Here is a 13,568-nt window from a genome sequence, read left to right on the forward strand (position 1 = left end):
TATCCAAAGGGCGTGGCGGCCGGTACACCGCCCAAGCTCGGACCTCCCGGCGTTCAGCCCGCGCACGTGCTGCGAAAACGAGGGGCGGAGGCGAGACCTGCGCGGGCCGCCTGCAGCTCCAGGGCCGAGCTGGTCGATATCGTGACGTTCCGCCTCGTGGGTCAAGGCGCGCACCGGAAACTATCCTCCGCGCCCATACCGCGGCGCCTGCCATCGGCACATACGAAGCGCAGGGACGCCTGATCCAGTCCGAACGCGCCGCGCCGGGCGAGACATGTCTGGCGATCGGGCCTGACGGCGGGGGTTACACGAATTTCGCGGCGATTGCCTTCACAGGTCCATCCAGGAGGTTCTCCGGATCGCTAACAGGCTTGCCCAATGTCAGATCAAGCCGGCTTACATCATCGCATGGTAATGTTGGCGGCGCGCTCGCCAAGCTGCGCCCCCACGCGCTCATGCAAAACTGAAAATAGAACCGTAATGCCGGCGCCTGAAGCCAGAGTTTTGGCCCGCGCCATTGGCGCGAGACGAATATATAGTGTGCTGGATCGGGTGCCCCATTGTATGGGGCACCCGGATTTCGGTAGTTTTCGAGTGACGAAGGGCTCAACGAAAACGGAAGCTTCCGGTGACGCCGTAAGTGCGCGGCCGCCCGGCGTAGCGCATCGCTGCGTCGGGGCCGTTGAAGGCCACGTTGTTCCAGTAATAAGTATCGCCCAGATTGCGCACGAAGCCGGAGACACGCCAGCTATCGTCGTCGGCATGAACGCCAAAACGCAGGTCGACAAGGGTATAGGCCTTCACGTCGAAGAGCGGTTCCTCGCCCAGCGCGGCATTGGTGCTGCTTTGGTGTGTGGCGCTGGCTCCAAAGAAAGCGTTCATGCTGTCGCTGACCGGGAAGTCATACTGCGCATCGCCCGAAAGCTGCCACTTGGGGGTGAGCGGGAAGGCCTCGCCGCTCATCAGCTTTTCGGCGCCCAGCGGGGTGTAGTTGGAGAAGTTCCCCTGGATCTTGGAATCCACGTAAGTAGCGCCGCCGTTGAAGGTCAGCCCGTGCACCGGCTCCCAGATCAGCTGTAGCTCGGCACCTGCAATGCGAGACTTGGGAATGTTGATCAGGCGGTTAAGGCCGCCCAGGGTGGGGTCGATCACGCGGCCGCGGATCTGCTTGTCCTTGTAGTCATAGTAGAACCCGGCACCGTTGAGCTGCAAGGAGCGCCCAAGGAGGCCCAGCTTGAAACCGGCCTCGTAAGCAACAACGGATTCCTGCGTAGCCGGTTCCAGCTGCGCGGCAAAGGTAGCGCCAGTGGTGATGAACAGGCCGTTCTTGTACCCCTTGCTGACACTTGCGTAGAGCAGCTTGCGCGGATCGACCTGCCAGTTGACCCCGGCCTTCCATGAAAGGTTCTTCTCGTTCAGCGAGTCGGCGAAGATGCCGGGCTTGAAGGTCACCGAATCCAGCGTGACGCAGGCACCGGGCGCAATCGTGGTCGGCGTGCCGCTGAGCCGGGTGGAAGTGGCAGCGACAGCGGCGGAAAGGTCGCCAGCGCCGGAGTCGTACAGGCAGCCCACGTAATCGCGGTTCTGCCAGGTATAGCGCAAGCCCCCGTTGAGCGTGACGTCTGGGACGACTTCCCAGTCGACGTTGCCGAACACGGCGTAAGTATCGATCTTGTTGGCACCTACTGCCGTGGCGATGTCGAACGGGAAGCTCGAATCCTGAGCATGGGGAGAGAACGCGTCGTTGGTGCTGTCGTGCTGGTAGTTGCCGCCGATCATCCAGTCCACGGTCGCCCCGGCCTTGCCCGCGACGCGCAGTTCCTGCGAGAAGGTCTTGATCGATCCCACGTTGCGCGCGGCGAAGTTCTGCACCGGCGTACCATCGGCGTCGACATAGGTATCGCGCTGCATTTCTTCATAAGCGCTGATCGATGTGACGGTCAGCTCGTCGGTGACTTCGTAGTCCGCTCGCAGCGAAGTCTGCCAGAAGTTGTCATCCGTATAAAGATCGGCGCCTTCGTCCCAGTCGGCAATGCGCGGGCTGCCGATGGTCAGGGTTGGGCCCGCAGGGCCGCCGGCGCGCGTGAACTCAGGATGCCGACGTATTGCCCGGCCTGGCCGTCGGACTTGTCCTGCCAGCCGTTGATATTCAGCGACAGCGAAAGGCGGTCGGTAGCGTCCCAGTCCACCAGCACGCGGCCTTGCACGCGGTCAGTTCCGCCCATCGTATCGCCAGGGCGTGAAGCGCTTTTCTGCCAGTCTCCGCCGTATTCCTTGCGTACCGCGACGCGCGCACGCAGCGTATCGCTGAGCGGGCCGCTGACGAAGGCGCTGGTATCGATCTGGTCGAACCGGCCGACGGTGAGGTCGAATCCCGCTTCCAATGACGTGGTCGGCTTGGCGGCGATGTAGTTGATCGCGCCGCCGGTGGAGTTCTGGCCGAACAGGGTGCCCTGCGGGCCCTTCAGGACCTCCACGCGTTCCACGTCCAGCGCGGCACCCTGCGTCATCGCGGAATAGGGCAGCGGTACTTCATCGACATAGACCGAAACCGTCGGCGATGCGGCCAGCGTCGTCTCGTTGAAGCCGATGCCGCGCAGGGTAAAGATGGGCGAGCCGTAGATGCTGCGGGTGAAGTTGAAGCCGGGGACGATTTTCACCAGCTGTTCGGGACTGGTTATGCCCTGCTGGGTCAGCGTGTCACCGGTGAAGGCGTTGATCGACATGCCGACGTTGTTGCTGGTTTCCTGCCGCTTGCGGGCAGTCACCACGATATCGCCGACGCCGCGCTGTTCGGCGCTGTCATCTGTCGCTTGCGGGGCCGCATCCTGCGCGAAGGCTGCCCCCGCCATCATCAGCGAACAGGCGCTGCCGCCGAGCAGCAGTACACGCGCGAAATTCCTCATGCTCATGGTACTCCCCTTGGGATTTTTAAGCCGCCGTTCCTCCTGCTCAGAACGGGTAATATATTATGCTTTTCACTTAATCTTGACCATTTCGCGGGATTGTCAAGCGCTATCCGGAGCGGCGGTGTGCGGAGCTTGAGAGGCTATTCGAAAAGGCCGTCCGGCTCCGTTGGAACCCCAGAATACGTGGGATTTTTGGCATGACGGAAGACCGTTCTTTACCAATGCTGTGGTCCATGATACATGATATTTCAAGAAATTATGATATTTATGCCACAGGCCGGATGCGGGCGTCACGCCTGTTGCTCCCTTGCGCGCATCGTCCGCAGGACGCGCGGTGAATCCGACCGTCGCTTCCCTGCCTAAAACGAACGGTGCTTGCGCGATGCGCATAGCGTGTGTGCAAGCCGTTATGGTCAAAGAAGGCGTACTTCCTGCCAGAAAGGGTCGCGATGCGCTTTTCCTTCAACACTGCCCGGATTGCGGCTGCAGCAGCGTCTTTCGTCGGATTGGGATCGGCCGCGATCGGCGCTCCGGATGCGCCGTCGGGCGAAGCTTTGTTGAAACAGCGCGGCTGCATGGTCTGTCATTCGCTGACCATGGGCAAGAATCTGAACGGCCCTTCGCTTTCGGGTGTCTACGGCAGGGCAATGGGCAAGGCGGTTGGGTACAAGTATTCGCCCAGCCTCGGGGCGGCGAAGGGTAAATGGGACGCGGCCACGCTGGATCGCTGGCTGGCCGACCCGCGCGCGATGGTGCCGGGTACGAAGATGGCGGTAAAGGTCGCCTCACCCCAAGACCGGGCGGCTCTTATCGCCTATCTCAGGAGCGCGCAGACAAAGTAGACCGGCGGTTGCGCAGCGTTTCGGAGGGACTGCAACCGTACTGCTGCCGGTAATACTGCGCATAGCGGCCGAAATTGGTGATCCCGCAATCGAGCATCTTCCCGGTGATGCTCGATTGCGGATCGCCGGTGCTGAGAGCGGTATGCAACTGCTCCAGCCGGTGCCGCCGCACGTATTCGACGGGCGTAAGGCCAAGGAACTGACGGAAGCCGTTCTGCAGGCTTCGCACGCTGACCCCAACCTGCATGGCAAGATCGGTGACGGAGATGGTATCTTCCAGGGCGCCATGGATGATGTCGCGCGCGCGCCGCACGTGCCATGGCGTGATGTCGTTCCCATGCAGCGAAAGCTGATCGGAATAGCTGTTGGGATAATGATTCAGCAGCAGGTCGACCATGACCGTCGCATACTGCCGCTGGGTTTGCGCAGAGGCCATCAGTGCGGGCGCGATCTCCAGTTGCGTGATGATGTGCGAAAGCAGGTTGCGCCAGACTTGCGGCAGTTCGCGGCCACTATCGGAACCGGCGCGAAAACGCACCGGGCGACTGGCGGGGATATGCATGAACTGCGTCAGGTAATCTTCGAAGGCCCGCGTGGCGATGCGCACGGTAAGGTGACGGCATTCGCGCGTCATGCGGATGCGCGTGCCCTGTCCGGGGCAGCTGATGTAGAGGTTATCCGGCTGGATGAAGTGTTCCACTCCGTCCCCCCAGATCGACGTACGCCCCTGCATCGCCGCATGGATCAGGAAGTGCGCATCCAGATCGATCGCCTCAATCGCCACATCGGCGCCATAGGCGATATCGACCAGATGGGCCTGCGCAATCTGGAAGCTGCGCAGCTTGAGATCCATCGCCTCCGGGTTGGGCATGTCCATCCCGTGGGGCGCTAGGCTGCGGCCGACATAGTCGACGATTTCGTCTGCATTGCGCGAACGAAAGTCGCTGACGGCAGGTGGCCTTGCGATGGCGGACGTCATGGTGGCGGTTGCAGTAAGCACGGCTCCTCCTTGCCGTCATTGCATGGTGACGGATCGATTCGAGGCAGTATTTCGAGCCTGGATTTTCTTCCCTGAACGCCAAGGAAAACGCGATTTAGTTGAATTGTCAAGCGCTCGTTGAGCTTGCGGAACGTACAGCGTTTACCTGCCTGATCGGTACTGGAACTGCGCTTTGTGCATAGCGGCGTGTAAACGGCGCCTTAGGCTCAGCACTGCTACTTCATCAGTTCCCGAGAGGATTCCATGCGCGAAACCGCTGACCAGACCAGCCTGCTTTCGGAGGCCGGGCGGGCCTTCGTCTCCACGCCGCTGTCGATGCTCATCGACGGTGAGTGGACCGCGTCCGAGACAGGCCGCACCATCACCGTAACCGATCCGGCAACGGGCCTTGCGATCACGACCGTTCCCAAAGGGTCCGCGGCCGACGTCGACCGCGCCGTCGCGGCGGCGCGGCGGGCGTTCGAGGGGCCATGGGCGGCGACCCGGCCGGTTGAGCGCGAACGCCTGCTGTTGCGGCTGGCCGACATGCTCGAAGCGCGTGCGGATGAGTTCGCCGAACTGGAGACGCTGGATAACGGCAAGATCCTGAAGATGGCGCGGTATGGCGATCTCAGCCTTGCGGTGGATTCGCTGCGCTACATGGCGGGGTGGGCAACCAAGATAGAGGGCACCACGATATCGCCTTCGTTCGCATATGTGCCCGACATGCGCTTCACCTCCTACACCCTGCGTGAGCCGGTGGGCGTTATCGGCCAGATCATCCCGTGGAATTTCCCGCTCGTGATGGCGATCTGGAAGATCGCGCCGGCGCTGGCGGCGGGCTGCACGGTGGTGCTCAAGCCCGCGGAAGACACGCCGCTCAGCGCACTGCGCCTGGGCCAGCTGATCTGCGAGGCGGGCTTCCCGGTGGGCGTCGTCAATATCGTAACCGGCGATGCGGAGCCGGGGCAGGCGCTGGTGGATCACCCGGATGTCGACAAGATCGCCTTCACCGGCTCGACCGAGGTGGGCAAGATCATCCAGCAACGCGCGGCGGGCACGATGAAACGCCTGTCGCTCGAACTGGGGGCAAATCGCCGGTGGTGATCCTGAAGGACGCCGATGTCGGCATGGCCGTGCAGGGCGCGGCGCAGGCGATCTTCTTCAACCACGGGCAGGTCTGCACCGCCGGATCGCGCCTGTTCGTCGAGCGGCCGATCTACGATGCGGTGGTCGACGGATTGGCGCAAGTGGCGGACGGTTTCCGGCTGGGATCGGGCTTCGACCCCGACGCCCAGATGGGGCCGCTGGTATCCCCGGGGCAGCGCGCGCGGGTGCAGGGTTTTCTTGACCGGGGCCTTGCCGAAGGAGGCCGCCTGGTCGCGGGCGGTGGCGAGGTGGACGGGCCGGGCAATTTCCTGCGTCCGGCGGTTTTCGCGGACGTGAGCCCGGACATGACGATCTACCGGGAGGAAATCTTCGGGCCGGTCCTTGCCGCCACGCCTTTCGACGATGTCGATACGGCAATGGCATTGGCCAACGACAGCAGTTACGGCCTGGGCGCCAGCGTCTGGACGGGCGACATGCGGCTGGCCAACCACTTCGTCCGCAAGCTCAAGGCGGGCAATGTCTGGGTCAATGCGCACAACCTGCTTGATCCTGCGGTGCCGTTCGGAGGCTATCGCATGTCGGGCTATGGCCGCGAACTGGGTCACGCTGCGCGCGATCTCTACACCGAATCGAAGTCGGTAACGATGGCGCTGTGACCCAATGGGCGCGCGCGGGCCGTTATGGGCACCAGCTGCGCGCCCTTATTTCCATACCCAAGGTGCATAACCGCTGCGCAATCGGGATAGCCCGCGCAACCGCAGCCTGACAGCATCACCGTGCAAGATCGGCATCAAAAGACCGACAACGCCCGCAGGACGCGCCGCCGCAGCGGCTCAGGGCCAAGAACCAAGTGCTTCGCAGGATCATCGATCACGCGTCTCGTCGGGGAAACGGTTCCGTCGGGGCGACAGGGTTTCAGGGGAAATCACATGACACTTGCCACAACACGAAAAGCAATGCGCCTGCGCTGCGTCATCGGGATGCTTGCACTGGCTGGCGCCGGGGCCGGATACGCTGCGCCGGCACTGGCGCAGGACAGTGCCGAACCCGAAGGGCTGGAAACGATCACCGTCACCGCGCGCAAGCAGACCGAGAACCTTCAGTCCACGCCGATTTCCATCACCGCCTTCAGCGCGGAAAGGCTGGAGGCGCAGGGGATCACGCAGGTCAACCGCATCCAGGACTTCACGCCGAACCTGACTTTCGCGAACATCCCGTCGAACAGCGGCATCGCCTCCAACGCGGCGGTCTATATCCGTGGTATCGGCCAGAACGACTTTGCACCCACGGTTGAGCCGGGCGTGGGCATCTACATCGACGGCGTGTATCTTGGCCGCACGGCAGGCGGTGTGTTCGACCTGATCGACGTGGCATCGATCGAGGTTTTGCGCGGGCCGCAAGGCACGCTGTTCGGCCGCAACACGATCGGCGGCGCGATTAATCTCACCACCTTGCAGCCCGATGACACGCTGCGCGCCAAGATGGACATGAAATACGGCACCGACGATCTGGTGAACGTGCGCGCGATGGTGTCCGGGCCGCTGGCGGATGGGCTGTTCGCCAAGGTCAGCGCCGGGATTTCGCGCCAGGACGGCTATGTCGATGCACCCAGCCTTGGAGTGAAGTTCGGTAACAAGGACACCAAAACGGTGCGCGGCGCCTTGCGCTTCGCCCCCGGCGGCAGCCCGCTGGAGGTGACGCTGGCAGGGGACTATACCCGCGACAAGAGCAACGGCGCGCCGGTAGTCGTCACCGGCATCGACGAGACGGCGACCGGCAGCTTCGTGACCCTTGCCAACGTGATCGGCAGCGGCACCGGCAACCCCGGTGACTGCCTTACCGCAGCGGCCGCCAGCAACATCGCCTGCTACAATTCGCGCCTTTACAGCCGCGATACCAACTATGCCACGGATCCCACCTTTTCCGACCTTGAACTGTGGTCGGCCGCGCTCACTGTGTCCTACCGGCTGGCGGACGAGATCGAGGTCAGGTCGATCACTGCGCTGCGGCGGATCAACGGCACTTTCGCGCAGGACCGCGACGGGTCGAACCTGGGTATCAACTACGTCTACGACACCTTCACCCAGAAGCAGTTCAGCCAGGAACTCCAGATCGTCGGCGAGGCACTGGACGGCCGCCTGAACTGGGTCACGGGCCTCTACTTCTTCAAGGAGAAAGGCAAGGATATCAATCCGATCGACTTCCTTGTCGTCTACGCCAATTCGGGCGGATACTACGATTACAAGAACTGGGCGGCCTTCGCGCAACTGGGTTTCGAGATCACCGACGGCCTGACTCTGACGGGTGGTATCCGCTATACCGACGATCGCAAGTCCTACCTGCCGGATCAGTACGTCATTTCTACGCTGGAGCCGTTCCTTTCGATCCCCACCGCAACGCGTATCGTTCCTTATGAATGGGTGGATGCCAACGTGAAGAAGTGGACGCCGATGGCGAACCTTTCGTGGCAGGCAACCCCTGACCTGATGGCTTATGTAACCTATTCGCAGGGCTTCAAGGGCGGCGGTTACACCCAGCGGGTCTTCCCGCCGGAGGAATCGCTGCCAAGCTTCCGGCCGGAAACGGTCGATTCCTACGAAGCCGGCTTCAAGCTGATGGCGCTTGGCAACCGGCTGCGCTTCAACGGAGCGGCGTTCTACACCGATTACAACGACATGCAGTTGCTGGTTGCCGATGCATCACGGGTGGGACCGTTCATCACCAACGCAGGCAAGGCGCGCATCCAGGGCTTCGAACTGGAAACCAACATCGCGCCCGGCCGCGGCTTCCGGTTCAACGCGGCGGTCGGCATGACCGATGCGAAGTTCAAGCGGCTGGAAGATGGCGTGCAGGGCCTGACGCTCGATTCCAAATTCGTGATGGTGTCCAAGTGGACGGTGAGCGCATCTGCCGAGAAGGAATTCGTGATGGATGCGGCAGGCACGCTGACGCCCCATCTGGACTGGTCCTATCGATCCGGCTTCTACACCAATGCCAATGGCATCAATACGCCCGAACTTTATCAGCCGGGCTACAGCGTCTTCAATGCGAACTTGCGCTGGCTGGATGAAGGGCAGCACCTGTCGCTGACGCTGGGTGTGGACAATATCGGCAATCGCAAGTTCCGCACTTTCGGCGATTATCAGCCGTCTTTCGGCTTCTACATGCAGGCCTTCGATCGCGGCCGGCAGTATTACGCAAAGCTTGGCTACAGCTTCTGATCAGGGACATGACCATGACTTTCATGCTTACCCGCCGCGCCGTGGTGGGCAAGATGGCTCTGGCCGCAATGCTGCCAGCCATCGCCGCCAGCCCGCTGTCCGCAATCGCTGCTACGGCCACACCAAAGCCGACGCCGGAGGAGCCGGCCACTGCCGCGCTGCTGCACACAGCGTTCCCCACGGCCGGCTGGATGCGGCATTCTATTCAGGGGTCGCCGGCCGCTATCTGGCCGAGATCGCGAAAGACCCCGCCGCGATGGCCGAGCATCGCCGCGGGCTGGCGCTGCTTGACGGCTCCTACATCGCCCCCTTCGCGCAACTGCCTGAAATGGTGCGCCGCTCGATGGTGGCCAGGTATGATCAGGAGCCGTTCTTCAAGGCGCTCATCTGGCGCGGGGCGGAGCTGATCTATCGCGATGCGGCAGTCTGGAAGATGGTTGGCTACGAAGGGTCGTCGGTCGAATACGGCGGCTACATCGAACGCGGCTTCGACGACATAGACTGGCTGCCCGCTGCGGGAGGCGCGAAATGACGCAGTTCTCGCTGGATGACAGTTCGGTCTTCGTCGTTATCGGCTCGGGCGCGGGCGGCGGCGTTCTGGGCAATGAACTGGCGCAAAAGGGGCACAAGGTGGTGTGCCTTGAGGCGGGGCGGCGGCTTGAAATGTCGGACATCGTCAACGACGAGGCCGAGATGTTCGGCAAGCTCACCTGGCTCGAGAGGCGCATGGCGACCGGCAAGCCGGACCCCAACTTTCCGGTATGGGGCTGCAAGACGGTAGGCGGCACGACCATGCACTGGACCGGGGCCTGCCCGCGCTTCGAACCGCATGAAATGCGGGCGCGGACTACTTACGGCGCACTGCCGGACACCACGCTGGTGGACTGGCCGGTGACGCCCGAGGAAATCGCGCCGTGGTACGACAAGGCCGAAGTGCGCATGGGTGTCACCGGGCGGCAGGGCATGCCGTTCCTGCCGCCGGGTAACAACTTCAAGGTGCTGGAAGCGGGCGCGCGCAAGTGCGGCTATATCGACATCGACACGCACAACATGGCGATCAATTCGATCGAGCGGGACGATCGCCCTTCGTGCCATCAGCTGGGCTTCTGCACGTCGGGTTGCGCGGTCGGCGCGAAGTGGTCTACGCTCTACACCGAAATCCCGAAGGCGGAGGAGACAGGCCGCTTCGAACTGCGCCCCGAATGCATGGTGACGGGTATCGAACTGGGGCAGGACGGACGCGTTTCGGGCGTCACGTATCTGCATCAGGGCAAGCGGGTGACGCAAAAGGCGCGCGCGGTCGCAGTGGCGGGCAACGTGGTGGAAACCACGCGCCTGCTGCTCAACAACTCCAGCGACCGGCATCCGCAGGGACTGGCCAATTCCAGCGGACTGGTGGGGCGCAACTACATGCGCCATTTCACGATTCAGGTCATGGGCGTGATGCCCGGCAAGGTTCACTTCCACCGCCAGACGCATCTTGCGGGCGTGGTCCGGGACGAGCGCGGCCACCGGCCGGAGCGCGGCTTTGCGGGCGGCTTCCTGATTTCGACAGTGCCCTTCACGCCTGAAATCCTGGCGAAGAACATGATCACCGGCGGCTGGGGGCGCGATCTGACCGAAGTGCTCGACAAGTATGACCAGCTTGCCGGGATGCTGCTGACGGGGAGGATCCGCCGCAGCTGTCCAACCGCATCACCCTGCACCCCACCGAGCGCGACGGCTATGGCCTGCCGGTGCCGGTGATCCATTACGAGGACCATCCCAACACGATCGCGATGAAGGAATATGCCTGGCAGGCGGGACGGCGCATCTACGAGGCGCTGGGAGCGGAGAACGTGATCGAGATGGGTGATTACATCCCCGCCACCCACAACATGGGCACTGCGCGCATGGGCGATGATCCCAGGGCAAGCGTGTGTACACCGTTCGGCCGCACGCACGATGTCGCCAATCTCTACATCGCCGACGGCAGCCTGTTTCCAACGGCCGGCGGCTGCAATCCCACGCTGACGATCGTTGCGCTGGCCTTGCGGCAGGCGCAGCACATCGACCGCGAGGTCGCGGCGGGGCGGTTGTAGAAATGGCTTAACATGCGGTGGCCGCCATGCGATGCAACTTGAAACTTCAACTAAAATCGTGTGGGGCGCGCATGAAGATTGCAGTCGTTGGAGCAGGCGCAATGGGCGCGCTGTTCGCCGCGCGCATGGCGGCTGGCGGGCTGGCCGTCACGCTGGTCGATATCGATCCGGTGCGGATCGCGCAGATTGCCGCCGATGGTCTGCGGGCAAGTGTCGCAGGGCAGGCGCTGTGCAGCGACACCCTTTGCGTGGCGCCCGAAACGCTGGGTTCCGGGCAGGATCTGATCGTCCTGTTCACCAAGTTCGCCGCCTTGCGTCCGGCTCTGGCGCAGGCGTGCCATGCCCTTGCGCCCGATGGTATCGTGGCCGTGCTGGCGAACGGGCTGGACGCGGCGGGGCAACTTGACGGGCTTGTGCCCGCCGAACGGCTGGTCATCGGCGTTACCGACGTGGCGGCGGATTTGCGCAATGGCATCGCCCATAGCGACGGCTCTGGCGTGGTCAAACTGGGCATGGCCGATCCGGCGTCGTCGGCCCGTCCCTGCGGGCGTGTTGCGGCGTGGTTTGAAAGGGCAGGCTTTGCGGTATCACAGCAGGCGGATATCCGGACTGCCGTGTGGGAAAAGGTGGCGTTCAACGCCGGCTTCAATGCACTGGCAACGCTCGCCGATGCCTGCGTGCGCGATCTCGACAATGAGCCCGGACGGCGGATCGTCGGTTCGGTGCTGGACGAAGTGGCCGCCGTCGCCAAAGTCGCTGGGGTGCCTTTTGACCTGGGTTCGGTACGCGCGCGCGTGGATGCGGCGTTCGCGCTTCAGGGCGGGCACCGCCCTTCCATGGCGCAGGATCGCCGGGCAGGCAGGCGCACGGAAATAGAGGCGATCAACGGCGCCGTGGCCGCCTGTGCCCAGCGGTTGGGAATGGCCGCGCCGGTCAATCGGACGCTGACGGATCTGGTCCTGCTGACCGGCGGGTAAGATGATTTCGGGCACGCACTATTTTACTTGAAATATCAATTGAGACCTAGCAGCATGCGGCCACAACCAAACATATAAGCACCTTCGGGGGTAAAGTGGTTCAGCAACAGCATCGGCGCGCCTGGCTGGTCGTGGCGCTATGCATGATCGCCTACGTGTTTTCGTTCATCGACAGGCAGATCCTTGCGCTGCTGATCGAGCCGATCAAGGCCGACCTCTCGCTAAGCGATACGCAGTTCGGGCTGCTTCAGGGGCTGGCGTTCTCGTTGTTCTACGCGACGATGGGCATACCCATCGCCAGCCTGGCGGACCGCTATCCGCGTCCGCTGATCATCGTTGCCGGCGTCGCCTTCTGGAGCGTTGCGACGATGGCCTGTGGGTTTGCGCGCAGTTTCGGGCACCTGTTCGTGGCGCGCCTTGGTGTGGGGGCAGGGGAGGCCGCGCTGTCTCCAGCAACGTATTCGCTGATCAGCGACCTGTTCCCGCGTGAGAAACTGGGGCGCGCGGTTGGCGTCTATTCCATGGGATCGTTCCTGGGTGCGGGGATCGCGTTCCTGGTCGGCGGCAGCGTGATCGGCATGGTCGCTTCGCTGCAGGGGATGGAATTGTTGGGGCAGCCGATGGCGTCGTGGCAGCTGGTCTTCGTGATCGTCGGCCTGCCGGGCGTTGTGCTTGCCGCGATCATCGCCCTGCTGGTACGAGAACCGCGCAGCGCCACGGGCGAAGTGCGCGGAAAGGACGTGCCTTCCACCCCGGCGGTGTTCCGGTTCCTGTGGAGCAGGCGGGCGATCTTCGTGCCGCACATGCTGGGTTTTTCGCTGATGGCGACGTCGCTTTATGCGGTCCTTGGCTGGTCCCCGGCCTATCTGATGCGCACCTTCGGCATGACGGCTGCGGAGTGCGGCCTCAGACTGGGCGTGGCTGCACTGACGGCGGGCGCTGCGGGCGTCTTCGCCAGCGGCTGGTTCATGGACCGGCTTACGATTGCCGGGCGGCGCGATGCGCCGTTTGTTACCGGCATCGTCGGCTCGGCGGGCGCCATTGCTTCGGTCGCAGCGCTGCCGTTCACGACTTCGGGCAACGTGGCGACGGTGCTGCTGGGCTGCGCGCTGTTCTTCGTATCGACCCCGATGGCCCCGTCCACCGCCGTGATGCAGGTAGTGCCGCCCCCTTCCATGCGATCGCGGGTTTCGGGCATCTTCCTGTTCTTCAACAGCTTCGTGGGGCTGGCGATGGGCTCTGCCGTGGTTGGCCTGCTGAACGACAAGGTCTTTTCCGGCGTGGGTCAGTCGGTAGCGACGATCGTGGTGCTGGCATCGATCCTGGCGATCACGCTGCTGAGTGCGGGGCGCAGGCCCTACGCCGCAGCGGTGGCAGGCTGAATGCAGATCGGCCCGGCTTTTCCGAGGAGGAAGGCCGGGCCGACATAGGGAAAATTGACGCTGCGCG

General features: G+C 63.2%; 8 protein-coding genes and 2 pseudogenes. 7 read left to right on the forward strand and 3 right to left on the reverse strand.

Annotated features, from left to right (window positions below; translation table 11 throughout):
• Positions 1-606 precede the first annotated feature (606 nt).
• Both KZO24_RS29485 and KZO24_RS29490 read right to left on the reverse strand, forming a co-directional pair.
• Positions 607-2,139 (reverse strand): TonB-dependent receptor, encoded by a 1,533-nt coding sequence (locus KZO24_RS29485; RefSeq protein WP_486488447.1) that lies wholly within the window; start codon positions 2,137-2,139, stop codon positions 607-609.
• Entirely contained in the window at positions 2,052-2,912 is an 861-nt protein-coding gene (locus tag KZO24_RS29490) for a TonB-dependent receptor (protein ID WP_486487903.1), read from the reverse strand. Before KZO24_RS29490 ends, KZO24_RS29485 begins: the two co-directional genes overlap by 88 nt.
• Positions 2,913-3,358: 446 nt before the next feature.
• On the opposite strand from KZO24_RS29490, the gene KZO24_RS29495 reads away from it, so the two are divergent.
• Complete coding sequence (locus tag KZO24_RS29495) at positions 3,359-3,751, forward strand: c-type cytochrome (protein ID WP_486487904.1); 393 nt, start codon at positions 3,359-3,361, stop codon at positions 3,749-3,751.
• Here KZO24_RS29495 and KZO24_RS29500 read toward each other — a convergent pair.
• A complete protein-coding gene (locus KZO24_RS29500; protein WP_486487905.1) occupies positions 3,729-4,751 on the reverse strand; it encodes an AraC family transcriptional regulator in 1,023 nt (340 codons plus the stop codon). The two genes, KZO24_RS29495 and KZO24_RS29500, sit on opposite strands and share 23 nt — an antisense overlap.
• 243 nt (positions 4,752-4,994) lie before the next feature.
• On the opposite strand from KZO24_RS29500, the pseudogene KZO24_RS29505 reads away from it, so the two are divergent.
• The 6 genes and pseudogenes from KZO24_RS29505 to KZO24_RS29530 all read left to right on the forward strand — a co-directional run bounded on the left by KZO24_RS29505 (position 4,995) and on the right by KZO24_RS29530 (position 13,501).
• A pseudogene (locus tag KZO24_RS29505) lies at positions 4,995-6,496 on the forward strand (aldehyde dehydrogenase family protein).
• A 273-nt stretch (positions 6,497-6,769) separates the two neighbouring features.
• On the forward strand, positions 6,770-9,061 hold the full coding sequence (locus KZO24_RS29510) for a TonB-dependent receptor (protein WP_486487906.1): 2,292 nt from the start codon (positions 6,770-6,772) through the stop codon (positions 9,059-9,061).
• 256 nt (positions 9,062-9,317) lie between these two features.
• Positions 9,318-9,593 (forward strand): hypothetical protein, encoded by a 276-nt coding sequence (locus KZO24_RS29515; protein WP_486487907.1) that lies wholly within the window; start codon positions 9,318-9,320, stop codon positions 9,591-9,593.
• A pseudogene (locus tag KZO24_RS29520) lies at positions 9,590-11,142 on the forward strand (GMC family oxidoreductase). Before KZO24_RS29515 ends, KZO24_RS29520 begins: the two are co-directional and overlap by 4 nt.
• A 71-nt stretch (positions 11,143-11,213) precedes the next feature.
• Entirely contained in the window at positions 11,214-12,119 is a 906-nt protein-coding gene (locus KZO24_RS29525; protein WP_486487908.1) for a ketopantoate reductase family protein, read from the forward strand.
• A 95-nt stretch (positions 12,120-12,214) separates the two neighbouring features.
• Positions 12,215-13,501, forward strand: coding sequence for a spinster family MFS transporter (locus tag KZO24_RS29530; RefSeq protein ID WP_486487909.1), 1,287 nt, complete (start codon positions 12,215-12,217; stop codon positions 13,499-13,501).
• Positions 13,502-13,568: the final 67 nt, after the last annotated feature.

The sequence above is a fragment of the Novosphingobium sp. NFX11 genome (genome assembly GCF_057376415.1).